Source organism: Solimonas sp. K1W22B-7, assembly GCF_003428335.1.
Lineage (GTDB): Bacteria > Pseudomonadota > Gammaproteobacteria > Nevskiales > Nevskiaceae > Solimonas_A.
Window position 1 is genome coordinate 2,413,369 of sequence record NZ_CP031704.1, and the last position, 24,332, is coordinate 2,437,700.

19 protein-coding genes and 2 tRNA genes are annotated in these 24,332 nt (G+C 66.2%); 19 read left to right on the forward strand and 2 right to left on the reverse strand.

Going from position 1 to position 24,332, the window contains the following annotated elements:
* Positions 1 to 6 precede the first annotated feature (6 nt).
* The 17 genes from carB to pnp all read left to right on the forward strand — a co-directional run bounded on the left by carB (position 7) and on the right by pnp (position 19,651).
* On the forward strand, positions 7 to 3,222 hold the full coding sequence (gene carB / locus D0B54_RS11060) for a carbamoyl-phosphate synthase large subunit (protein ID WP_117291385.1): 3,216 nt from the start codon (positions 7 to 9) through the stop codon (positions 3,220 to 3,222).
* 134 nt (positions 3,223 to 3,356) lie between these two features.
* Positions 3,357 to 3,833, forward strand: coding sequence for a transcription elongation factor GreA (greA, locus tag D0B54_RS11065; protein WP_117291386.1), 477 nt, complete (start codon positions 3,357 to 3,359; stop codon positions 3,831 to 3,833).
* A 31-nt stretch (positions 3,834 to 3,864) separates the two neighbouring features.
* On the forward strand, positions 3,865 to 4,491 hold the full coding sequence (gene rlmE, locus D0B54_RS11070) for a 23S rRNA (uridine(2552)-2'-O)-methyltransferase RlmE (protein ID WP_117291387.1): 627 nt from the start codon (positions 3,865 to 3,867) through the stop codon (positions 4,489 to 4,491).
* Between the two features lie 39 nt (positions 4,492 to 4,530).
* The gene (gene ftsH / locus D0B54_RS11075; protein WP_117291388.1) at positions 4,531 to 6,456 is read left to right on the forward strand and encodes an ATP-dependent zinc metalloprotease FtsH; all 1,926 of its coding nucleotides are present in this window, start codon (positions 4,531 to 4,533) and stop codon (positions 6,454 to 6,456) included.
* A gap of 43 nt (positions 6,457 to 6,499) precedes the next feature.
* The gene (gene folP / locus D0B54_RS11080; protein ID WP_117291389.1) at positions 6,500 to 7,351 is read left to right on the forward strand and encodes a dihydropteroate synthase; all 852 of its coding nucleotides are present in this window, start codon (positions 6,500 to 6,502) and stop codon (positions 7,349 to 7,351) included.
* Between the two features lie 278 nt (positions 7,352 to 7,629).
* The gene (gene glmM, locus D0B54_RS11085; RefSeq protein WP_117291390.1) at positions 7,630 to 8,985 is read left to right on the forward strand and encodes a phosphoglucosamine mutase; all 1,356 of its coding nucleotides are present in this window, start codon (positions 7,630 to 7,632) and stop codon (positions 8,983 to 8,985) included.
* Between the two features lie 180 nt (positions 8,986 to 9,165).
* On the forward strand, positions 9,166 to 9,936 hold the full coding sequence (gene tpiA, locus D0B54_RS11090) for a triose-phosphate isomerase (RefSeq protein WP_117291391.1): 771 nt from the start codon (positions 9,166 to 9,168) through the stop codon (positions 9,934 to 9,936).
* 13 nt (positions 9,937 to 9,949) lie between these two features.
* A complete protein-coding gene (gene secG, locus D0B54_RS11095) occupies positions 9,950 to 10,312 on the forward strand; it encodes a preprotein translocase subunit SecG (RefSeq protein WP_117291392.1) in 363 nt (120 codons plus the stop codon).
* Positions 10,313 to 10,502: 190 nt separating this feature from the next.
* Positions 10,503 to 10,587, forward strand: a tRNA-Leu gene (locus tag D0B54_RS11100).
* Positions 10,588 to 10,712: 125 nt separating this feature from the next.
* Positions 10,713 to 10,789, forward strand: a tRNA-Met gene (locus tag D0B54_RS11105).
* 69 nt (positions 10,790 to 10,858) lie between these two features.
* Complete coding sequence (gene rimP / locus D0B54_RS11110; protein WP_117291393.1) at positions 10,859 to 11,323, forward strand: ribosome maturation factor RimP; 465 nt, start codon at positions 10,859 to 10,861, stop codon at positions 11,321 to 11,323.
* Positions 11,324 to 11,329: 6 nt separating this feature from the next.
* On the forward strand, positions 11,330 to 12,820 hold the full coding sequence (nusA, locus tag D0B54_RS11115; protein WP_117291394.1) for a transcription termination factor NusA: 1,491 nt from the start codon (positions 11,330 to 11,332) through the stop codon (positions 12,818 to 12,820).
* 26 nt (positions 12,821 to 12,846) lie between these two features.
* Positions 12,847 to 15,570, forward strand: a complete 2,724-nt coding sequence (gene infB / locus D0B54_RS11120; protein WP_117291395.1) for a translation initiation factor IF-2 — start codon at positions 12,847 to 12,849, stop codon at positions 15,568 to 15,570.
* Positions 15,571 to 15,572: 2 nt separating this feature from the next.
* Positions 15,573 to 15,992: a 30S ribosome-binding factor RbfA gene (gene rbfA, locus D0B54_RS11125; protein WP_117291396.1), complete on the forward strand. Its 420-nt coding sequence runs from the start codon at positions 15,573 to 15,575 to the stop codon at positions 15,990 to 15,992.
* A gap of 120 nt (positions 15,993 to 16,112) precedes the next feature.
* Positions 16,113 to 17,036 (forward strand): tRNA pseudouridine(55) synthase TruB, encoded by a 924-nt coding sequence (gene truB / locus D0B54_RS11130; protein ID WP_117291397.1) that lies wholly within the window; start codon positions 16,113 to 16,115, stop codon positions 17,034 to 17,036.
* A 121-nt stretch (positions 17,037 to 17,157) separates the two neighbouring features.
* A complete protein-coding gene (rpsO, locus tag D0B54_RS11135) occupies positions 17,158 to 17,427 on the forward strand; it encodes a 30S ribosomal protein S15 (RefSeq protein ID WP_117291398.1) in 270 nt (89 codons plus the stop codon).
* Positions 17,428 to 17,542: 115 nt separating this feature from the next.
* Positions 17,543 to 19,651, forward strand: a complete 2,109-nt coding sequence (pnp, locus tag D0B54_RS11140) for a polyribonucleotide nucleotidyltransferase (protein ID WP_117291399.1) — start codon at positions 17,543 to 17,545, stop codon at positions 19,649 to 19,651.
* 439 nt (positions 19,652 to 20,090) lie between these two features.
* Here pnp and phaR read toward each other — a convergent pair whose 3' ends face one another.
* Both phaR and gluQRS read right to left on the reverse strand, forming a co-directional pair.
* Positions 20,091 to 20,612, reverse strand: a complete 522-nt coding sequence (gene phaR / locus D0B54_RS11145) for a polyhydroxyalkanoate synthesis repressor PhaR (protein WP_117291400.1) — start codon at positions 20,610 to 20,612, stop codon at positions 20,091 to 20,093.
* A gap of 57 nt (positions 20,613 to 20,669) precedes the next feature.
* Positions 20,670 to 21,617 (reverse strand): tRNA glutamyl-Q(34) synthetase GluQRS, encoded by a 948-nt coding sequence (gene gluQRS / locus D0B54_RS11150; RefSeq protein ID WP_117291401.1) that lies wholly within the window; start codon positions 21,615 to 21,617, stop codon positions 20,670 to 20,672.
* Between the two features lie 182 nt (positions 21,618 to 21,799).
* On the opposite strand from gluQRS, the gene D0B54_RS11155 reads away from it, so the two are divergent.
* A complete protein-coding gene (locus tag D0B54_RS11155; protein WP_117291402.1) occupies positions 21,800 to 22,633 on the forward strand; it encodes an HAD-IA family hydrolase in 834 nt (277 codons plus the stop codon).
* 85 nt (positions 22,634 to 22,718) lie between these two features.
* Positions 22,719 to 24,311, forward strand: coding sequence for an FAD-binding oxidoreductase (locus tag D0B54_RS11160; protein WP_117291403.1), 1,593 nt, complete (start codon positions 22,719 to 22,721; stop codon positions 24,309 to 24,311).
* The last annotated feature ends 21 nt before the right edge of the window (positions 24,312 to 24,332 follow it).

Here is a 24,332-nt window from a genome sequence, read left to right on the forward strand (position 1 = left end):
GAAGCCATGCCAAAACGCACAGACATCAAGAGCATCCTGATCATCGGCGCCGGTCCCATCGTGATCGGCCAGGCCTGCGAGTTCGACTACTCCGGCGCCCAGGCCTGCAAGGCGCTGCGGCAGGAGGGTTACAAGGTCATCCTGGTCAACTCCAATCCGGCCACGATCATGACCGACCCGGAGATGGCCGATGCCACCTACATCGAGCCGATCCTCTGGGAGACCGTTGCCCGCATCATCGAGAAGGAGCGCCCGGACGCGGTGCTGCCGACGATGGGCGGCCAGACCGCGCTGAACTGCGCCCTGGACCTGGCCAAGCACGGCGTGCTGGAAAAGTTCGGCGTGCAGATGATCGGCGCCTCGCCGACCGCGATCGATCTGGCCGAAGACCGCCAGAAGTTCCGCGACGCGATGACCGAGATCGGCCTGGGATCGGCGCGCTCGGGCGTGGCCCACAGCTGGGAAGAAGCCAAGAAGATCCAGCTGGACGTCGGCTACCCGGTGATCATCCGCCCGAGCTTCACGCTCGGCGGCACCGGCGGCGGCATCGCCTACAACCAGGAAGAGTTCGAGGACATCGTCACCCGCGGCCTCGACCTGTCGCCGACCACCGAGGTGCTGATCGAGGAATCGCTGCTCGGCTGGAAAGAGTACGAGATGGAGGTGGTCCGCGACCGCAAGGACAACTGCATCATCGTCTGCTCGATCGAGAACTTCGATCCGATGGGCGTGCACACCGGCGACTCGATCACCGTCGCGCCGGCGCAGACGCTCACCGACAAGGAATACCAGATCATGCGCAACGCCTCGCTGGCGGTGCTGCGCAAGATCGGCGTCGAGACCGGCGGCTCGAATGTGCAGTTCGCGATCAACCCGAAGGACGGGCGCATGATCGTGATCGAGATGAATCCGCGCGTGTCGCGCTCCTCGGCGCTGGCCTCCAAGGCCACGGGTTTCCCGATCGCCAAGATCGCCGCCAAGCTGGCGGTGGGCTACACGCTGGACGAACTGCGCAACGAGATCACCGGCGGCATGACGCCGGCCTCGTTCGAGCCGAGCATCGACTACGTCGTCACCAAGATTCCGCGCTTCACCTTCGAGAAGTTCCCGCAGGCCGATTCGCGTCTCACCACGCAGATGAAGTCGGTGGGCGAGGTGATGGCCATCGGCCGCAACTTCCAGGAATCGCTGCAGAAGGCGATGCGCGGCCTGGAAGTGGGCAGCGACGGCTTCGAGCCGCAGGTGGCCGACTACGAGGCTGCGAGCCTCAGCCGCATCCGCGACGAGCTGGCCACGCCGCGCGCCAAGCGCCTGTGGTTCGTCGGCGACGCCTTCCGCGCCGGCATGAGCGTCGAGGACGTGTTCAAGCTGTCCAAGATCGATCCCTGGTTCCTCGACCAGATCGAAGAGCTGATCCAGGCGGAAGGCGAGATCGCCGAGCACAAGATCAGCACCATCGAAGAGGCCGACCTGCGCCGCTACAAGCGCCTGGGCTTTTCCGATCGCCGCATCGCCAGGCTGATCGGCGTCAAGGAAGACTCGGTGCGCAAGCGCCGCCACAAGCTCGGCGTGCGCCCGGTGTACAAGCGCGTCGACACCTGCGCGGCCGAGTTCCCCTCGTCCACCGCCTACCTGTACTCCAGCTACGACGAGGAGTGCGAGGCGCAGACTTCCTCGCGCGAGAAGATCATCGTGCTCGGCGGCGGTCCCAACCGCATCGGCCAGGGCATCGAGTTCGACTACTGCTGCGTGCATGCGTCGCTGGCCCTCCGCGAGGATGGCTATGAGACGATCATGATCAACTGCAACCCGGAGACCGTGTCGACCGACTTCGACACCTCCGACCGCCTGTACTTCGAACCGCTCACCTTCGAAGACGTGATGGAAATCATCGATCTCGAAAAGCCCAAGGGTGTGATCGTGCAGTTCGGCGGCCAGACGCCGCTGAAGCTGGCGCGCCAGCTCGAAGCCGCCGGCGCGCCGATCATCGGCACCACGCCGGACGCGATCGACCTGGCCGAGGACCGCGAGCGTTTCCAGAAGCTGGTCGAGAAGCTCAAGCTGCTGCAGCCGCCCAATGGCGTGGCCACCTCCGAGAAGCAGGCGCTGGCCGTGGCCCACAAGGTCGGCTACCCGCTGGTCGTGCGTCCGTCCTACGTGCTGGGCGGCCGCGCCATGGAAATCGTGCATGACGATTCCGACCTCAAGCGCTACATGACCGAGGCCGTGCAGGTCTCCAACGATTCGCCGGTGCTGCTGGACCGCTTCCTCAACGACGCCATCGAGGTCGACGTGGACGCCCTGGCCGACGGCAAGGACGTGGTGATCGGCGGTGTCATGGAGCACGTCGAGGAAGCGGGCGTGCACTCCGGCGACTCCGCCTGCTCGCTGCCGCCGTATTCGCTGCCGAAGAAGATCGTCGACGAGATCCGCAGCCAGATGTTCAAGCTGGCCAAGGCGCTCAACGTCGTCGGCCTGATGAACGCGCAGTTCGCGGTGCAGGACGGCAAGGTCTACCTGCTGGAAGTGAACCCGCGTGCCTCGCGCACCAGCCCCTTCGTGTCCAAGGCCACCGGCCGGCCGCTGGCCAAGATCGCCGCGCGCTGCATGGCGGGCCAGTCGCTGAAGTCGCAGGGCATCACCGAGGAGCTGATTCCGAAGTACTACTCGGTCAAGGAATCGGTGTTCCCGTTCAACAAGTTCCCGTCGGTGGACCCGCTGCTGGGCCCCGAGATGCGCTCGACCGGCGAAGTCATGGGCGTGGGCGCCTCCTTCGGCGAGGCCTTCAACAAGTCGCTGCTGGCGGCCGGGCAGGTGGTGCCGTCCAAGGGCACGGCCTTCATCTCGGTGCGCGACCGCGACAAGAAGAAGGCGGTGGAACTGGCGCGCATCCTGACCGGGCACGGCTTCAAGGTCGTGGCTACCCACGGCACGGCGGCGCTGATCCAGAAGGCCGGCATCGGCTGCGACGGCGTCAACAAGGTCAAGGAAGGCCGTCCGCACTGCGTGGACATGATCAAGAACGGCGGGATCCAGTTCATCGCCAACACCACCGAAGGCAAGATCTCGATCGAGGAATCGCGTTCCATCCGCGGCGCCGCGATCCAGCACAAGGTCTGCTACTTCACCACGATCGCCGGCGCGCTGGCCGCGGCGGTGGCGATGGAACATCTGAACGAGCTCGAGGTCAACAGGCTGCAGGCGCTGCACGCGACCCTGTAGTCCTTCAGACCCCCGAGACCTGCAAGGCCTTGCCCGAATAGGGTATCTTTCAGTCAACCCGGACAAAACCTGCCGCCCCGAACAGGGGCGGTGGGTCCGTTTTTGCTTTTGTAACGTTCAAAGAGATCTGGAAAATGAGCAAGACCCCGATGACGGCGCGTGGCGCCGACAAGCTTCAGGAAGAACTCCGCTATCGCCGGAGCGAACTGCGTCCCAAGATCATCGAATCCATCGACGAGGCGCGCAAGCAGGGCGACCTGCGTGAGAACGCCGAGTTCCATGCCGCCCGCGAGCAGCACGGCTTCAACGAGGGGCGTATCCAGGAGATCGAGGGCAAGCTGTCGATGGCCCAGGTCATCGACGTCACCAAGCTGCCGGCCACCGGCAAGGTCATCTTCGGTACCACCATCGACCTGGCCGACGTCGACAGCGGCGACGAACTGAAGTACCAGATCGTCGGTGAAGATGAAGCCGACGCCAAGCTGGGCCTGATCTCGCTCAATTCGCCGATCGCCAAGGCGCTGATCGGCAAGAAGGAGGGCGACATGGTGGCGGTGTCCACCCCGGCCGGCACCCGCGAATTTGAAATCATCGCGGTGCACTACATCTGAGCCCCTTCCGGTTTCCGGATAAGCTCCCGCCATGAGCCAGAAACGCCGCCCCAGTTCCGCCCGCTGGCTTGCCGAGCACAGGGCCGATACCTATGTGCAGGAGGCGCGGCGCCTGGGCTACCGCTCGCGGGCGGTGTTCAAGCTCAAGGAAATCCAGGAAAAGGATCGCATCCTCAAGCAGGGGCAGGTGGTCGTGGACCTCGGGGCCGCCCCGGGTGGCTGGAGCCAGCTGGCCCGCCCCCTGCTGGGCCCCTCGGGCCGCCTGCTGGCCCTGGACATCCTCGACATGGAGCCGCTGCCGGATGTGGAGTTCATCCTGGGCGACTTCCGCGAGGAGTCCGTACTCCACCAGCTCGAGGCGGCCGTGGGAACCCGGGCGGTGGACCTTGTTTTATCGGATATGGCCCCCAATCTGAGTGGAATAGGGACTGCGGACCAGGTCGGGAGCCTCCATCTCTGCGAACTGGCGCTGGACTTTGCCAAGGCCCACCTGAAACCAAAAGGCGTTCTGCTGGTCAAGATTTTCCAGGGGGAAGGCTTCGATACCTACCTCAAGGCCCTGCGCGAAGCCTTTGAATCGGTGACGATTCGCAAGCCCAAGGCCTCGCGGCCGCGCAGTAGTGAGGTTTATCTGCTGGCGCGGGGGTTTCGGGCGTAGTAACGTGCCGTTGCGGTATCAGGAATCAAGGATAGAGCTTTGAACGATCTGGCCAAAAATCTGCTGCTCTGGGTGGTGATCCTCATCGTGCTGATGACGGTCTTCCAGAGCTTCTCCTCGCGCAGCCGGGCGCAGCCCGAGCTGCAGTACTCGGAGTTCATGAATCAGGTCAAGGAAGGCAACGTCGCCGACGTCGTCGTCGAAGGCCAGATCATCCGCGGCGAGCTCAAGGGTGGATCGCGCTTCACCACCGTCAGCCCCGAGACCGACAACAAGGCCATGGTCGGCGCGCTGCTGGACAACAACGTCAAGTTCACCGGCACCCTGCCCAAGGAAACGCCGCTGCTGCTGCAGCTGCTGATCAACGCCTTCCCGATCCTGCTGCTGATCGCGGTCTGGGTGTACTTCATGCGCCAGATGCAGGGCGGCGGCGGCGGTCGCGGCGCCATGTCCTTCGGCAAGTCGCGCGCCCGCATGCTCAATGCCGACCAGGTCAAGGTCACCTTCGCCGACGTTGCCGGTGTCGAGGAAGCCAAGCAGGAAGTGGGCGAGCTGGTCGACTTCCTGCGCGACCCGGGCAAGTTCCAGAAGCTGGGCGGCAAGATTCCGCGCGGCGTGCTGATGGTGGGTTCGCCGGGTACCGGCAAGACCCTGCTGGCGCGGGCGATCGCCGGCGAAGCCGGTGTGCCGTTCTTCACGATTTCCGGTTCCGACTTCGTCGAGATGTTCGTCGGCGTCGGCGCCAGCCGCGTGCGCGACATGTTCGAGCAGGCCAAGAAGCACGCGCCCTGCATCATCTTCATCGACGAAATCGACGCGGTCGGCCGTCATCGCGGCGCCGGCCTGGGCGGCGGTCACGACGAGCGCGAGCAGACCCTCAACCAGCTGCTGGTCGAGATGGACGGCTTCGAGGGCACCGAGGGCGTCATCGTCATCGCCGCCACCAACCGTCCCGACGTGCTGGACCCGGCGCTGCTGCGTCCGGGCCGCTTCGACCGCCAGGTGGTGGTGCCGCTGCCCGACGTGCGCGGCCGCGAGCAGATCCTCAAGGTCCACATGCGCGCCGTGCCGCTGGCCGACAGCGTCAAGCCGGACATCATCGCGCGCGCCACTCCGGGCTTCTCCGGTGCCGACCTGGCCAACCTGGTCAACGAGGCGGCCCTGTTCGCCGCCCGCGGCAACAAGCGCCTGGTCGATCACGACGACTTCGAAAAGGCGCGTGACAAGATCTACATGGGTGCCGAGCGGCGCTCCATGGTGATGACCGAGGAAGAGAAGCTGATGACGGCCTACCATGAGGCCGGTCACACGATCGTCGGCAAGCTGATGCCGGCCCACGATCCGTTGCACAAGGTCACGATCATCCCGCGCGGTCGCGCCCTCGGCGTGACCTTCTACCTGCCCGACGGCGACCGTCACAGCCACACCCGCGAGTGGTACATCAGCAAGGTCGCCAGCGCCTACGGCGGCCGTATCGCCGAGGAGCTGATCTACGGCAACTCGCAGGTCACCGACGGCGCCACCTCCGACATCCAGCAGGCCACCAACATGGCCCGCATGATGGTCACCCGCCTGGGCTTCTCCGAAAAGCTGGGCCCCCTGGCCTATGCCGAAGAAGAGGGCGAGGTGTTCCTTGGCAAGACGATCTCCCAGCACAAGAACGTCTCCGCCGAGACTGCCAAGACGATCGACGCGGAAATCCGCTTCATCATCGACCAGTGCTACGCCACGGCCAGCGAGCTGTTGAAGGCAAATATCGACAAGCTGCACGCCATGGCGCAGGCGCTGATGAAGTACGAGACACTCGACGCCGAGCAGATCCAGCGCATCATGCAGGGTCTGGATCCGGGCCAGCCGGAGAGCTGGGTCGATGGCAACAACAACGGCCGTCCGCCCGACGCGCCGCGCTCCACCCCGGAGCGCCCGGCCAAGCCGGGGCCGGCCAAGCCGGCCAGCATCGGCTGAGTTTCGACGGGGCGCCCTCGGGCGCCCCGTTTTCGCTTTCCCCATGTTCCTCCAACTTCCCAGGCGGCGGTTGGCGCTCGATGCGCCGGTCGTCATGGGCATCCTCAACGTCACGCCGGATTCCTTCTCGGACGGCGGCGTCCACGCCACGCTGGAACAGGCCTGCGAACGCGCCCGCCAAATGGTGGCGGAGGGAGCGGGGATCATCGACATCGGCGGCGAGTCGACCCGACCGGGGGCGGCTTCGGTCTCCGAGGCGGAGGAACTGGACCGGGTGGTCCCGGTGATCGAACGCCTGGCGCGGGAACTCGACGTGGTCCTGTCGGTCGATACCACCAAGCCCTTGGTGATGCGCGAAGCCATCCGGGCTGGCGCTGAAATGATAAATGATATCAATGCACTGCGAGCCGAATCTGCAGTGGAAACGGCGGCTGCCAGCGGTGCCGCGGTCTGCCTGATGCACATGCAGGGCGAGCCGCGGACGATGCAGCAGGACCCGCGCTACCAGGACGTGGTGGGCGAAGTGCATGCCTTCCTGCAGGAACGCATCCGGCACTGCCTGGCCGCCGGCATCGGCCGGGAGCGCATCGCCGTGGACCCCGGCTTCGGTTTCGGCAAGCGGCTGGAGCACAACCAGGCGCTGCTGGGCCGGCTGGCCGCTTTCGACGATCTTGGCTGCCCCCTGTTGGCGGGGTTGTCGCGCAAGTCGATGTTTGGACAATTGCTGGGCCTGCCGGTCGAGCGCCGCCTGCCGGCCAGCCTGGCCGCCGCGGTGCTTGCCGCATGGCAGGGGGCAAGAATCCTGCGCGTCCATGACGTGGGTCCTACCGTAGAGGCACTGAAGGTCGCACAATTCGCAAGGCAGGCCGGAACGCCGGCTGCCCCAACGGGCTAGGGCCTGTTAACACTACGGCAGTCGCTGCGATGCCCCCGTATTTGCGGCCAGGCAAGGCGCGAGGAGAGAGTTTGGTGGTTCCAAATAACCGACGAGCAACACAGCATGGCCGCAAAGACGGGGGCACCCGAAGGGCGGGGCCGCCTGGGCGCAGGGCGGCGCCCCGAGTCGCTGATGTACTTCGAGTACACGGCGCGCCTCGGGGCATAGCCCTGCACCCAGGCGGCCTCCGTCGCAGCGACTGCCGTAGTGTTAACAGGCCCTAGAGAGATAACGATATGAGCCGCAAGTATTTTGGTACGGATGGTGTGCGTGGACGCGTCGGCGTGACGCCGCTGACCCCCGAGTTCGCCCTCAAGCTGGGTTGGGCCGCCGGCAAGGTGCTGGGTGGCGAGCCGGGCCGACAGGTCCTGATCGGCAAGGACACGCGCCGCTCGGGCTACCTGTTCGAATCGGCGCTGGAGGCCGGGTTCTCGGCCGCAGGCATGGACGTGGGCCTGCTGGGCCCCTTGCCGACGCCCGGCGTGTCGGTGCTGACCAAGACGATGAAGGCCTGTGCCGGCGTGGTCATCTCCGCCTCGCACAATCCCCACTACGACAACGGCGTGAAATTCTTCGGCCCCGACGGCGGCAAGCTCAGCGACCAGGTGGAGCTGGCGATCGAGGCGCTGATGGACGAGGAACTGCGCTGCGTGGCGCCGGAGCAGGTGGGCGCGGCACGGCGCATCGCCCGCGCGGTGGAACAGTATGTCAGCCACTGCCTGATCGCCTACCGCGGCCCGCGCCTGGATGGCATGAAGATCGTGCTGGACTGCGCCAACGGCGCCGGCTACCAGACCGCGCCGGAGACGCTGCAGCGCCTTGGCGTGCAGGTCATCGCCATCCACGCCAAGCCCGACGGCTTCAACATCAACGAGAACTGCGGCTCCACCCACATGGGATCGCTGTCGAAGGCGGTGGTCGAGCATGGAGCTGACCTGGGCATCGCGCTCGACGGCGACGCCGACCGCTGCCTGATGGTGGACCACGAGGGCCGCGAGGTCGACGGCGACGAGATCCTCTACATCCTGGCCAATGACCGCCTGCGCCAGCAGATCCTGCAGGGGCCGGTGGTCGGTACCCTGATGAGCAACCTCGGCCTGGAGAACGCGCTGCAGGGGCAGGGGGTGGCTTTCCGCCGCGCCAAGGTCGGCGACCGCTACGTGCTGGAGATGCTGCGCGCCGAGGGCGGCACGCTCGGCGGCGAAACCTCGGGTCACACGCTGTGCCTGGACCGCAGCGCCACCGGCGACGGTACCGTCACCGCGCTGCAGGTGCTGGAGGTGCTGGCGCAGACCGGCCGCACGCTGCGCGAGCTGGCCTCCGGCATGAGCAAGTACCCGCAGGTGCTGATCAACGTGCCGGTGACCGGCAAGGCCGCGCCGGTGCTGGAAGCGGCCAACGTCAAGGCCTCGGTCAAGGCCGCCGAGGCCGACCTGGGCCGCCGTGGCCGCGTGCTGCTGCGTGCCTCGGGCACCGAGCCGCTGGTGCGCGTGATGGTCGAGGCCGACGCCCAGAACCTGGCCGAGGACAGCGCCCGCAGCATTGCAGATTGCGTGCGCGAAGCGGCCAACTCCATCGCCTCGGCAGCCTGAGGATACGAATAAACCTACTGCGCTGCCCGATCTTGCATCTCCGGTGCTCGCCGTACTTCAGTACGGCTCCGCTCCTCGATGCAACCTCGGGCATGCTCGCTACGGTTTCTTCGCACCCTCATGGGGTGATCCTCTAAAATCCACGATTCACCGAACAAATAACCGAGACAGGGGAATGCAATGAGCCGCCGTTACATGGTTGCCGGCAACTGGAAGATGAATGGCAACCGCGCCGAGAACGCGGTGCTGCTGGACGGCCTGCTGGCCGGTGCCGGCACCCATGCGAAGGTCGAAATCCTGGTCTGCCCGCCGTTCCCCTACCTGGACTCGGTCGGCACCCGCCTGCAGGGTTCCGCCGTGCTGCTCGGTGCCCAGAACCTCAGCGAGCAGGACAAGGCCGGCGCCTACACCGGCGAAGTGTTGGGCGCGATGCTGCGCGACACCGGCTGCGGCCATGTCCTGGTGGGCCACTCCGAGCGCCGTGCGCTCTACGGTGAGACCGACGCCCTGGTGGCGCAGAAGTACCAGGCCGCGCAGCGCGCCGGGCTGGTACCGGTGCTCTGCGTCGGCGAGACCCTGGCCGAGCGCGAGGGCGGGCAGACCGAGGCGGTGCTGGCGCGCCAGCTGGCCGCGGTGCTGGACCTCTGTGGTATCGACAGCTTCGCCAACGCCGTCGTCGCCTATGAGCCGGTCTGGGCCATCGGCACCGGCAAGACCGCCTCGCCGCAGCAGGCGCAGGACGCCCATGCCTTCATTCGTGGCCAACTGCGCGGTCGCAGTGCTAATATTGCGGATTCCACGCGGATTCTTTACGGCGGCAGCGTCAAGGCGGACAACGCCCAGGCGCTTTTCGCCAATCCGGATGTCGACGGCGGCCTGATCGGCGGCGCATCCCTCAAGGCCGCGGATTTTCTGGCGATCTGCGCCGCGGCGCAGTCGTTGAGCCAATAGGATTTTCGAGTAAATGCATACGATTCTGGTCATCGTGCAGGTATTGGTGGCGCTCGGCCTGGTCGGGCTGATCCTGCTGCAGCACGGCAAGGGCGCCGACGCCGGCGCCGCTTTCGGCAGCGGCGCCTCCGGCACCGTCTTCGGCTCGCGCGGCACTGCCAACTTCCTGTCGCGTGCGACGGCCTGGCTGGCGACGGTGTTCTTCGCCACCAGCCTGGCCCTGGCCTACCTGGTGCATGGCGCCAAGGCACCGACCTCGGTGACCGACAGCATCCCGCAGCAGGCCCCGGCCACCGCTCCGGTCCCGTCCGTGCCGGCTGCTCCGGCCCCGTCCGCCGATCCCGCCGCGCCCAAGGCGCCGGTGGTTCCGGAGTAAGAAGCAGTCCGCGAATGAACGCGAATTAACGCAAATGTCTGAATGGGTTATTTGCGTTTATTAGCGTTAATTTGCGGACCGGGGTTTTGATTCTTCAAAGCCTAGAGACAAATCAGAAAACGGGCGCTACAATCCGCGCCCCTCGACGGACCGCAGCGATATCGCGATCCACCGATGGTTTTGGTTCAGTGCCCACGTGGTGGAATTGGTAGACACACTACCTTGAGGTGGTAACGGCGAAAGCCATGGGAGTTCGAGTCTCTCCGTGGGCACCACCCCAAAAGCAAGACCCGGGAAGTACTGTATTCCGGGGCGGTTCCAGGGCTGGTGGAAATGGTCCGGGACAGCGCAAAGTGGTTGATTGATCAGCGGTAACAGACTACAATGGTCGTCTGTCTGGTGCGGGGTGGAGCAGTCTGGCAGCTCGTCGGGCTCATAACCCGAAGGTCGTAGGTTCAAATCCTGCCCCCGCTACCAATTTAAGATTTATGTAGGCTCCGACATGGCCCCTTGTGGGCCTTTTTCATTTCTGAAGATTTTCTGAAGATGACCGTGCTGCGTGAAAGGTTGGTACAGCTGCTGGAGCCCGTCGTGGAATCGATGGGTTACGAGCTTGTGCTGCTTGAGTACAGCCCGAACAGCCACAACGCCCTGCTGCGCCTTTTCATCGACAGCGCCGGCGGCATTGGCCTGGAAGATTGCGAGAAGGTCAGCCGCGAAGTGGCTGCCCAGCTGGATGTCGAAGACCCCATCAGCACCCCTTATTCACTGGAAGTGTCGTCGCCTGGCCTCGATCGCCCGCTGGCCAAGCCGGCGCATTTCGAGCGTTTCATGAACGAGCAGGCGCGCATCCAGTTGCTGGCCCCCAAGAACGGACGCCGCCGCTACATCGGCTGGATCCGTGCCGTCGGTGACAGGGCGGTGACCCTTGAAACCGAGCAGGGCAGCATCGAATTCGAATATTCCGAGATGGAACGGGCTCGTCTCGTTCCTGACTATGACCGGGAGTAGCAGCGCGTGAACAAGAACATTCTCTTGATGGTAGACGTGGTCTCCAACGAGAAGGGCGTCGAGAAGGAAATGATTTTCCTGGCCCTCGAGGCCGCGCTCGCTTCCGCCGGCAAGGAAAAGTACGGTGACGAGTCCGAACTGCGCGTCGCCATCGACCGCCACACGGGCGAATACGACACCTACCGCCGCTGGACCGTCCTGGAGGACGACAGCGAGGACTTCGAGTTCCCCGAGCGCCAGATCAAGCTGACCTATGCGCAGAAGGAAAAGGACGACGCCGAAGCCGGTGACGTCATCGAGCGCAAGGTCGAGTCCGTCGACTTCGGCCGCATCGGCGCGCAGAAGGCCAAGCAGGTCATCGTGCAGAAGGTGCGCGAGGCCGAGCGTTCCCAGATCGTGGCGGCCTACAAGGCCCGCGTCGGCGAGTTGATCACCGGCCTGGTCAAGCGCATCGAGCGCGGCAACGTCATTCTCGACCTGGGCGGCAACGCCGAGGCCATCGTGTTGCGCGACCAGCTGATCCCGCGCGAGCCGGTGCGTCCGGGCGACCGCATGCGCGGCTACCTCTACGAGGTCAGCCCGCAGGTCCGCGGCCCGCAGCTGTTCCTGTCGCGCACCTCGCCGCAGTACCTGATGGAGCTGTTCAAGCTCGAAGTGCCGGAAATCGCACAGGGCCTGATCGAACTCAAGGGCGCCGCCCGCGACCCGGGCCTGCGCGCCAAGATCGCGGTGCAGGCCAAGGACAAGCGTATCGATCCGGTCGGCGCCTGCGTCGGCATGCGCGGTTCGCGCGTGCAGAGCGTGTCCAACGAGCTGGCCGGCGAGCGCGTCGACATCGTGCCCTGGGACGACAACATCGCCCAGTTCGTCATCAATGCCATGGCCCCGGCCGAGGTCGAGACCATCGTCGTCGACGAGGAATCCCACGCCATGACCATCGGCGTGTCGGAAGACAAGCTGGCGCAGGCCATCGGCCGCGGCGGCCAGAACGTGCGCCTGGCGTCCGAGCTGACCGGCTGGTCGCTCAACGTCATGACGGCCACCGAGGCCGAGGCCAAGAAGGAACAGGAAAACCAGGGTGTCCTGCAGGTGTTCATGGACAACCTCGACGTCGATGCCGAAGTCGCCAGCGTGCTGGTGCAGGAGGGCTTCACCTCGCTGGAGGAGATCGCCTACGTGCCGGCCGAGGAGCTGCTGCAGATCGAGGAGTTCGACGAAGCCATCGTCGAGGAGCTGCGCAACCGCGCACGCGACGTGCTGCTGACCAAGGCGATCGCCAAGGCCGAGCGCGCCGCCGGCGCGACGCCTTCCGACGACCTGCTGTCGCTGGACGGCATCGACGAAGACACCGCCTACGCGCTGGCCGAGGCCGGTGTGGCGAACTGCGAGGCCCTCGCGGATCTCGCCACCGATGAATTGCTGGAAATGTTGCCCGACCTGGGCGACGAGCGGGCCTCCGCGCTGATCATGGCGGCGCGTACCAAGGCTTATGCCTGAGGCCGCCTGAAGGCGAAGGAAGCACTATGTCGACTAATGTCACGGTTCAGGATTTTGCCAACGAGCTGAAGAGGCCTGTGGCCGAACTGCTGGTTCAGTTCAGCGAGGCCGGCGTGCCGGTCGCCGACGCGCTGTCCGCGGTCACGCCGGAAAACAAGGTGGCGCTGCTGGCCTACCTGCGCCAGAAGGCGCCGGGCGGGGCGGGTGGCGGTACGCTGAGCGCACGCAGCAGCATCACCCTCAAGCGCAAGGAAACCACCGAGCTCAAGTTCGGCGGTGGCCGTGGCGCGCCGACCAAGACGGTCAGCATCGAGGTGCGCAAGAAGCGCACCTACGTCAAGGAAGACCTGCTCGAGGCCGGCAACGAAGCCGCCGCTCTTACCGCCGCGGCCGCCCAGCCGCAGGACGAGGAATCGATCCGCGCCGCCGAGGAAGCCGCGCAGCGCCTGGCCGCCGAGCGCGAAGCCGCCGCCGCGCATGCCGCCGAACTGGCCGCCCAGCACGCCGAGAACGAGCTGGCGCGCCAGCAGGCCGTTGCCGAGGAAGAGCGCAAGCGCGCCGAAGCCGAGGCCGCAGCCCGCGCAGCCCGCGAGACGCACGAGCGCAAGCTGAAGGAAGACCCGCTGTACCGCGCCAAGTACGAGGCCGAGTCCTCGCGCAACCGCGCTGCCGAGAACGTGCGCCGTGCCGCCGAGGCCGCGCGCCTGGCCGCCCTGGCACCGCCGCCGCCGCCGCCCGCCCCCGTGGTGGCGCCGCGCCGGCCGCCGGCCGCCGCTGCCGCGACCCCGGCACCGGGAACCGCCCCGGCACCCGCCGGTGCCGATCGTGGCGGCCGCCGCGACGACCGTCACCACCGCACCGAGCTGCACCTGGCCGAAGGCAAGGGCGGCAAGCGCGACAACAAGAAGAGCAAGAAGCCCACCGGCCGCATTCGCGTCGACAATGCCCACGGCTTCGAGAAGCCGGTGGCGCCGATCGTGCGCGAGGTCGAGGTGCCGGAGGCGATCACTGTCGGTGAGTTGGCCAACCGCATGGCGGTCAAGGCCACCGAGCTGATCAAGGTCATGATGAAGAACGGCGTCATGGCCACCATCAACCAGACCCTCGACCAGGACACCGCGGTGCTGATGGTCGAGGAAATGGGCCACACGGTCCGCACGGTCAAGGCCAGCGACTTCGAGGAAAGCCTCGAGCAGGCCGTCACCGGCGCCGAGCAGGAGGGCGAGGGCACCACCCGTCCGCCGGTGGTCACCATCATGGGCCACGTCGACCACGGCAAGACCTCGCTGCTGGATCACATCCGCAAGACCCGCGTCGCCGCGGGCGAGGCGGGCGGCATCACGCAGCACATCGGCGCGTACCACGTGGAAACGCCGAAGGGCATCATCACCTTCCTCGACACTCCGGGCCACGCCGCGTTCACCAAGATGCGCGCCCGCGGCGCCCAGGTGACCGACATCGTGATCCTGGTGGTGGCGGCGGACGACGGCGTCATGCCGCAGACCCGCGAGGCCATCCAGCACGCCAAGTCGGCCAAGGCGCCGATGATCGTGGCGGTGACCAAGATCGACAAGCCGGATGCGGACCTCGATCGCGTCAAGAACGAGCTGACCAAGTACGAAGTGGTCGCCGAAGAATGGGGTGGCGACACCCAGATCGTCGGCGTGTCCGCCTTCACCGGCCAGGGCATCGATGCCCTGCTCGACGCGATCCTGGTGCAGGCCGAAATCCTCGAGCTGACCGCGCCGATCGACGCGCCGGCTCGCGGCAACATCCTGGAATCCTCGGTGGAGAAGGGCCGTGGCCCGGTCGCCACCGTGCTGGTTCGCGCCGGTACCCTGAAGCAGGGCGACGTGATCCTCAGCGGTCCGCATTTCGGCCGCGTGCGTGCGATGTTCGACGAGGCCGGCCGTCCCGTGAAGGAAGTCGGTCCCTCGATACCCGTGCAGGTGCTGGGCCTGTCCGGCGCCCCGGATGCCGGCGACGACGTGGTCGTCGTGGCCGACGAGCGCAAGGCCCGTGAACTGGCCGTGGTGCGTGAGCAGAAGGCCCGCGAGCAGCGCATGGCGCAGTCGCAGGCCGTGCGCATGGACCAGGTCTTCGCCCGTATGGGCGAGGGCGAGCAGAAGTCGCTCAACCTGATGGTCAAGGCCGACGTGCAGGGCTCCGCGGAAGCGATTTCCGAAGCGCTGCGCAAGCTGCCCAGTGCCGAGGTCAAGGTCAACGTGCTGTCGACCACGCTGGGCGGCATCAACGAGTCCGACGTCGACCTGGCGCTGGCGTCCAAGGCCATCATCATCGGCTTCAACGTCCGTGCCGACGGCGGCGCGCGCAAGCACATCCAGGATACGGGTGTGGACGTGCGCTACTACTCGATCATCTACGAGATCATGGACGACGTCTCCGACGCCATCTCGGGCCTGCTGGGCACCGAGACGCGCGAGCAGATCGTCGGCATCGCGCAGGTCCGCGATGTGTTCCGCAGCTCCAAGTTCGGCGCCATCGCCGGCTGCCTGGTCATCGACGGCGCGGTGCAGAAGAACCTGCCGATCCGCGTGCTGCGCAACCAGACGGTCATCTACGAAGGCACGCTGGAATCGCTGCGCCGCTTCAAGGACGACGTGTCCAAGGTCGAGGCCGGCACCGAGTGCGGCATCGGCGTGAAGGACTACAACGACGTCAAGGCCGGCGACCAGATCGAGTGCTTCCAGCGCATCGAAGTGCGTCGCAAGGTCGAGGCGACAGCCTGACCGTGCCCAGGGAATATCCGCGCAAGCTACGCGTCAACACCCAGCTGCAGGCCGAGCTGTCGCAGCTGATCCGCAGCGAGCTGTCGGATCCCCGCGTGGCCGGCGTCACCGTGACCAGCGTCGACGTGGCGCCGGACATGCGCGAGGCCAAGGTCATGGTCAGCCTGATCGGCTCCGACGAGCAGCTCAAGCAGGCGGTGAAGGGCCTCGGCAGTGCCGCCGGCAAGCTGCGCCATGGCCTGGCCAAGCGCATGCTGCTGCGCACCGTGCCCAACCTGCGCTTCGTGCCGGACCTGGCGCTGCGTGCCGGCGACGAGGTCAGCGGCCTGATCCGCAGCGTGATCGAGGCCGACAAGCAGCACGCCCGCGACCGCGGCGAAGAGCCGGGCGGCGAGCAGGACGCCCCTGAAGAAAAGCAATGACTTGCCGCGGATTACGCGGATGAACGCGGATCAAGATGCATTGCGGCCAAGCTGGATTCTTGAAGTCTTTGTAAAATCCGTGTCATCCGCGTTGATCCGCGGCAAAAACTTCTTTTCCGCATGAAATCCCGGATTCCCCGGCGTCCGGTCCACGGCATCCTGCTGTTCGACAAGCCGCTGGGCCTGTCCTCCAACGATGCCCTGCAGCGCGTCAAGCGCCTGTTCCGCGCCGAAAAGGCCGGCCACACCGGTAGCCTCGATCCCCTGGCCAGCGGCATGCTGCCGATCTGCTTCGGCCAGTCCACCAAGCTCTGCGGCTACCTGCTCGACTCCGACAAGCGCTACACCGCGCGCCTGCGCCTGGGCGAGAAGACCGTCACCGGCGACGCCGAGGGCGAGGTCATCGCCCGCAGCGACGCCAGCCTACTGACGCGCGAGGCCCTGGAAGCGGTCCTGCCGGCCTTCACCGGCCCCATCATCCAGGTGCCGCCGATGTACTCGGCGATCAAGGTCCAGGGCCAGCGGCTCTATGAACTGGCCCGCGAGGGCGTCGAGATCGAGCGCCAGCCGCGCCAGCTGACGATCCACGCGCTGCGCCTGACCGCCTTCGGCGGCGGCGAGTGCGAGCTGGAAGTGCATTGTTCCAAGGGTACCTATATCCGCACCCTGGCCGAGGATATCGCGGCGGCGGCGGGGCATTGCGCCCACCTGGCGGGCCTGCGCCGCAGCGCGGTCGATCCCTTCGAGGGTGAGTTGCTGGACTGGGCGGCCCTGGAGGCGCTGGCGGTGCAGGGCGAGGCGGCCCTCGACGCCTGCCTGATCGACCCGGCCCAGGCCCTGCGCGACTGGCCCCAGCTGCGGCTGGAACAGGAGCGGGCGCACTATCTGGAGCGCGGCCAGGCCGTGCGGGTCGCCGGCGCCCCCCGCGAGGGACGGGTGGCGGTCCTGGACGAGGGCGGCCGGCTTTTGTGCCTGGCCGAGATCGACGCCGACGGCATGGTGGCACCGCGCCGCTGGATGGCGGCCCCGCCAGCCGGGCAATGAATCGCCCCGCCGCCGGTCGGTTGGTTAAAAAATCCCGCAGGAATCACTTGTTAGGCCATGCCCCGGGCCGCTATAATCCGGCGCTTTACGACAGACGATTTTAGAGTTGGAGCAAGAGTCAATGACGTTGACCGTTGAACAGAAGGCCGAAGTGGTGAAGAAGCATGCCCGCGGCCAGGGTGATACCGGCTCGCCGGAAGTCCAGGTTGCCCTGCTGACCGAGCGCATCAATAGCCTCGCTCCGCACTTCGACCAGAACAAGAAGGACAACCACTCCCGCCGTGGCTTGCTCAAGATGGTGAACCAGCGCCGCCAGATGCTGGACTATCTCAAGAGCAAGGATGAGCCCCGCTACAGCAAGCTCATTTCCGAGCTGGGCCTGCGCCGCTAATAGCGGCGTTTTTGCTTTCTGGAGTTGCGGCCGGTGCGACCGCTCTCCAACGGACTGAAATCCACGCGGCCCGCTCGAATCCTCGGCGGGCCGCCTAGTTAACGAGGACATGCCCATGGCGATCTCCGCCTATCCTGCAGCGCCCGTCACCAAGACGTTCCGCTATGGCAACCACACCGTCAGCCTGCAGACCGGCCACATGGCCCGCCAGGCTACCGGCGCCGTCGTCGTCAGCATCGACGACACCGTCGTGCTGGTCACCGTGGTCGCCAAGAAAGAAGCCAAGGCCGAGCAGGATTTCTTCCCGCTCACGGTCGACTACATGGAGAAGTTCTACGCCGGCGGCCGCATCCCGGGTGGCTTCTTCAAGCGTGAAGGCCGTCCGACCGAGAAGGAAACCCTGACCTCGCGCCTGATCGACCGCCCGATCCGCCCGCTGTTCCCGGAGGGCTACTACAACGAAATCCAGCTGATCGCCCAGGTGGTCTCGCTGAACCCGGAAGTCGACGGTGACATCCCGGCGCTGCTCGGCGCTTCCGCCGCGCTGGCGCTGGCCGGCGTGCCCTTCCAGGGCCCGATCGGCGCCGCCCGCGTCGGTTACAAGAACGGCAACTACATCCTCAACCCGAACGTCTCCGAGCTGGTGGATTCCGAGCTCGACCTCGTCGTCGCCGGCACCAGGGACGCCGTGCTGATGGTGGAGTCCGAGGCCGACATGCTGTCCGAGCAGGTCATGCTCGGCGCCGTGCTGTTCGGTCACGAGCAGATGCAGGCCGCGATCACCGCGATCAACGAATTCGTTGCCGAAGCCGGCAAGCCGAAGTGGGACTGGAAGGCCGCCGATCGCTCGGCCGTCCAGACCTTCGTCGCGCCCTTCGAGGGCAAGATCGCCGAAGCCTACGGCTTCACCGACAAGCAGGTCCGCTACGGCAAGCTCGACGAAGTGACCAAGGCCGCCAAGGCCGCGCGTCCGACCGACGGCAGCCTGACCGACAACCAGATCAAGTACGAACTGGACGAGCTCAAGGCCAAGATCGTGCGCAACCGCATCCTCGATGGCCATCCGCGCATCGACGGCCGCGACAAGGTCACCGTGCGTCCGCTGTCGATCAACGTCGGTACGCTGCCGCGCACCCACGGTTCGGCCGTGTTCACCCGTGGCGAGACCCAGGCCCTGGCCGTGGTCACCCTGGGTACCGGCAAGGACTACCAGATCATGGACGCCATCAGCGGCGAGTGGCATGAGCACTTCATGTTCCACTACAACTTCCCTCCGTACTCGGTGGGCGAGACCGGCCGTCTGAACTCCCCCAAGCGCCGCGAGATCGGCCATGGCCGCCTGGCCAAGCGCGGCGTCGCCGCCGTGATGCCGGACCTCGAGAAGGAATTCCCGTACGTGGTGCGCGTGGTTTCGGAAATCACCGAATCCAACGGTTCCTCGTCGATGGCCTCGGTCTGCGGTTCCAGCCTCGCGCTGATGGACGCTGGCGTGCCGATCAAGGCGCCGGTTGCCGGCGTGGCGATGGGCCTGATCCTGGAAGAAGGCCGCTGGGCGGTGCTCACCGACATCCTCGGTGACGAAGACCACCTCGGCGACATGGACTTCAAGGTCGCCGGCACGCAGGACGGCATCACCGCGCTGCAGATGGACATCAAGGTCGCCGGCATCACCGGCGAGATCATGGCGCAGGCCCTCAAGCAGGCGAAGGACGCCCGCCTGACGATCCTGGCGCAGATGAACGAAGTGCTGCCGAAGGCTCGCACCGAGCTGTCGATGCACGCGCCGCGCATCACCATGATCAAGATCCACCCGGACAAGATCCGCGAAGTCATCGGCAAGGGCGGCGCGACCATCCAGGCGATCACCCGCGAGACCGGCACCTCGATCGACATCGACGACGACGGCACCATCAAGGTGGCCGCGGTCGACGGCAAGGCTGCCGAGGCGGCGATCGCCCGCATCCAGGCCCTGACCCGCGACGTCGAAGTCGGCGCGATCTACGAAGGCAAGGTCGCCAAGATCATGGACTTCGGTGCATTCGTGACCATCACCCCGGGCAAGGACGGCCTGGTCCACATTTCCCAGCTCGCCGACAAGCGCGTGGAGAAGGTGGAAGACGTGGTCAAGGAAGGCCAGGTCGTCAAGGTCAAGGTCCTGGAAGTCAGCAAGGACGGCAAGATCCGCTTGTCGATGAAGGCCTTGGACCTGGAAACGCCGGCCTGAGCGGCTTGATTTGTGCGGTGCGATAACCGCACAATTGACTGTAGTGGCAGCTTGTGGCGCATCGAGAGGTGCGCCACAAGTCTTTCTGGAGAGGGGGAAAAGCGCCTACAACCACTAGAACATGGCGCTAAATATAAAAACTGATGGGCTTACGCGGTCATAAAAAAACCCCCGGGAGTGCCGGGGGCAAGGTGCGAGAAAGGCGCTAGGCCTTTCTGGAGGAGACCGTTCAGACCCGGCAGCCACCCGTTGCCGGGTTTTTTGTTGCTTGGCTGTTGATCTATGTTGCAGTGCAGTATAGATATGGTTAGCGTGCTTGTCAATAAATTTAACGAAAATTTAATAACAAACTAATCAACCACTTGCAGCGAAAATCGAAGGGATTTTGTTGCAGTGCAGCGTAAGCTTTTTGGCCGGTGGCGATCGCCGCCGGCGGGGCTTACTCGGAGGGCGGCAACTCTTCGCCCGTCGTCTCGTCGATGCCGGCGCGGCGCTTGATCAGCTTGGCCTTGGTCGACAGGTTCTTGAGGAACTCGCGACGCACCGAGCGCCAGATCGGCACCTGCTTGTCGGCCATTTCCTTGAGTACGTACAGCGGCTGCTGGGCCTGGCCCAGCATGTTGCGCAGCTGCTCGGTGAACTGCTGCTGCTGGTCCTGGAACAACTGGGCCGACAGCTCCAGGTAGCGGCTGATGCTGTTCTGCATCGGGTCGCCGTAGTAGCGGATGATCGATTCCAGCAGGTCGTTGGTGAAGATGGGGTTGCCGCCTTCCTCCTGCTCGGCGATCACCTGCAGCAGGATGCTGCGCGTGATGTCCTCGTGGGAGCGCTTGTCCTCGACCCGGAACTTCGCACCCTGCAGCACCAGCAGCCGGATTTCCTCCAGCGTGATGTAGCGGCTGATGTGCGTGTCGTAGAGACGACGGTTCGGGTACTTCTTGATGATGCGGATGTCGGACATTAGTCTTCTGGCTGTTTTGCTGCACTGCGTTTGCTGCATAGCATCATGCCAGAACGGTCAATGAGTCTCCACCGCAGGGGGTGCAGGCTGCAGCAATTGCCCGGGTCTCCAGTGCTGCAGGGCCCAGGCCAGCAGTTCCCGCACATCGGCGCCGCGCAGGTCTCGTGGCGGCTCCTGTCGCAGCTGCTGCAGGCAAGACCAGAGGCTGGTGCCGGCAGCCTCGTCGGCCAGCGGTGCCGCGTGGTTCTGCTTGCTGAGCTTGAGCCCGTCGTCGCCCAGCAACAGCGGGCCATGGCGATAGGCCGGCGGCTCCCAGCCCAGTTGGCGCATCACTGCGATCTGGCGAAAGGTCGAGCCCAGCAGGTCGGCGCCGCGTGCCACCTCGGTGATGCCCTGCTCATGCTCATCCACCGCGCAGGCCAGCTGGTAGCCGGTCATGCCGTCGCTGCGGCGCAGCACGAAGTCGCCGACCTCGGTTGCCGGATCGCGCTGCTGCAGTCCCCGCCAGCCATCGACGAACCGCAGCATGCCGGTGCCGGCACGGCAGCGCAGGGCCAGCGGCTTGCCCGGTTCCGGCGGGTGAGTGCGGCAGCGGCCGTCGTAGACCGGGCCATCGGGGCCGGGCAGGGCGCTTTGCTGCAGCTGCGCACGGCTGCAGGAGCAGGGGTAGGTGAGGTCCTGCGCCGCCAACTGTTCCAGGGCCTCGTCGTACTCCGGCTGGCAGGCCGTCTGGTAGCGCGGGGTTCCGTCCCACTCCAGGCCATGCGCTTCCAGCTGTCGCAGGATCACCGTGTCCATGCCCGCCGGGCAGCGCGGACGGTCGAGGTCGTCGATCCGCAGCAGCCAGCGCCCGCCCATGCTGCGCGCCTGCAGCCAGCTGGCCGCGGCGGTCAGCAGCGAGCCCAGGTGCAGGGGGCCGCTGGGCGTGGGCGCAAAACGCCCGATATAGGCCGGGGGCGTAGTTCCATCGGCTGCCGGGGCCCTGTCGTCGGTGGAATGCTGCATCTGGATATAGGCGGTCTACAGTAAATATCAGCAGGAATCGCGAACATCAGAAGTGTGATGAAAGTGAGGAGAATCACACAATGTGTTCGAAATCATGCTACAGTAATCCCGTGTCAACAGTTGCAGGACACCATGGAATCAGAGCCTTGCCAAAGTAGTTGCCGTAACGACGGAGCCCTTCCGTGACGTTACGGGCTGTATTGTTCGATGTGGACGGCACCCTTGCCGACACCGAGGCGCTGGGCCATCGCCCCGCCTACAACCGGGCTTTCCGTGAACTGGGCCTGCAGTTCCGCTGGGGTCCCAAGCTCTACCGCAGGCTGCTGAAGCAGCCCGGCGGCCGCGAGCGGCTCAAGTATTACTTCGAATCCGAGCGTCCCCCCCTGGGCGAGCACCAGGCCGAGGCCGAGGCCAACATGGACGCTTGGGTTTCCCGCGTCCACGAACTCAAGTCGCGTCACTTCAAGCGCTACATGCGCCATGGCCGCGTGCCCCTGCGCGCCGGCATCGCCCGCATCATGCGCGAGGCGCGCGAGGCCGGCGTGCAGCTGGCGATCGTCACCAACGCCAGCCGCAAGACCCTGCATCCGGTGCTGCGCTACAGCATGGGGCCGGAACTGGCCGCCGAGATCGCAGTGATCGCCAGCGGCGAGGAAGTGCGCAACAAGAAGCCGGCACCGGACCTGTACCGCCTGGCCATGCAGCGCCTCGGGGTTGCGCCGGAGGATTGCGTGGTGCTGGAGGATTCCGAGATGGGCCTGGAAGCCGCCGCCGCCGCGGGCCTGGCGGCCGTCGTCACGGTCAATTCCGACACCCAGGCGCAGGACTTCTCCGAGGCGGCCCTGGTGGTCAGCAGCCTGGGCGAACCGGGCGCGCCGACGCGAGTGATCCACGGCCAGCTCGGCGAGTTGCCCTGGGTGACGCTGGAAACGCTGCGCGGGATCTGCGATACGCGGCCGTTGGCTGTGATACAGCCGCAACGCGCGCCCCTGCTGCAGCATGCCCAGGCTGCCTGACAGCTCCGCGAGAGCCGCGGTTACCGCCGTTCCCTGAGCCCCCGCAGGCCCTATACTCCCCGAAAATTCGAGGGAGCCCGAATCCGTGCGACGCTGGAATGGCTGGGGCGACGACGCCGAGCATAACCCCCTGAGCGAAGACGCCCTGGCGTTCCTGAAGGAACGTGTCGGCGAGACGCGCCCCAATCGCGACGCCAGCCTGGAGGACGCGCTGGCGCAGGTGCCGGCCAGCCGGCTGCCGCAATCCACCACATTCAATACCGATGCGCGTCTGCGCATGCTGCATGCGCGCGGGCAGAGCTTCCCCGACTGGATCGCGATGCGCGCCGGCCGCTTCGGCCCGGTGGCCGACGGCGTGGCACTGCCGGCCAGCCACGAGGAGGCGGCGCAGGCGCTGGCCGAGGCGCAGCGCATCGGCGCTGTGGTGATCCCCTATGGCGGCGGCACCAGCGTCGCCGGCCATCTCGACGTGCCGGCCGGCGACCGCCCGGTGGTGAACATTTCGCTGGAGCGCATGAACCGCCTGGTGGACGTCGACGCCGAATGCCAGCTGGCGCGCATCGGTGCCGGCACACCCGGGCCGATGGTGGAGGCGCAGCTGGCGCGCTACGGCTTCCTGCTCGGTCACTTTCCGCAGTCCTACGAATATTCCACGGTCGGCGGCTGGGTGGTGACCCGCTCCTCCGGCCAGCAGTCCTACCGCTACGGCCGCATCGAGCAGATGTTCGCCGCCGGGCGCCTGGCCACGCCGCGCGGCGAGCTGCGTGTCGGCGGGCACCCGGCCTCCTCGGCCGGCCCCGATCTGCGCGAAGCGGTGATGGGCTCGGAGGGGCGCTTCGGGCTGCTCACCGACGTCACCGTGCGCGTGCGCCCCCTGCCCAAGGAAGAGAGCTTCCACTCGGTGTTCTTCCCGAACTGGGACACGGGCCTGCAGGCGGTGCGCGCGATGGTGCAGGCGGACGTCCCGCTGTCGATGCTGCGCATGTCCAACGAGGTGGAGACCGAGACCCAGCTGCGCCTGGCCGGCCACCCCGAGATGATCAAGTGGCTGCAGCGCTACCTCGGCGTGCGCGGCGTCGGGCCGGGCCAGTGCATGCTGGTGGTCGGCGTCACCGGCAGCCTGGCCGAAGTGCGGCGCATGCGCCGCGATGCGCTGGCCATCGCCAAGCGCTACCGCGGCGTGCACGTCGGCAAGACCATCGGCAAGGGCTGGGCCAAGAACCGCTTCCGCGGCCCCTACCTGCGCAACTCGCTGTGGGAGGCCGGCTACTCGGCGGACACGGTGGAGACCGCGATCAACTGGAACCGCGCCACGCCGATGATGCGCGCCATCGAGCAGGCGGCACGCGACGTCATGGAGGCTGAGAACGAACGCATCCACGCCTTCACCCACCTGTCGCATGTCTACCGCCAGGGCTGCAGCATCTACTCGACCTTCGTGTTCCGCTCCACTGGCACGCCGGAGGCGGATTACGAGCGCTGGCGCAAGCTGAAAGCACGGTTGTCGGAAACCATCGTCACGCAGGGCGGCACCATCAGCCACCAGCATGGCGTCGGCCGCGATCATGCGCCGTACCTGCCGGCGGAGAAGGGCGAGCTGGGCATGGGGCTGATCCGCGCCATGGCGCGCGAGTTCGATCCCGAAGGCATCATGAATCCAGGGAAGCTGTTCGCATGAAGCAGCCGCGCACCGGTTCTA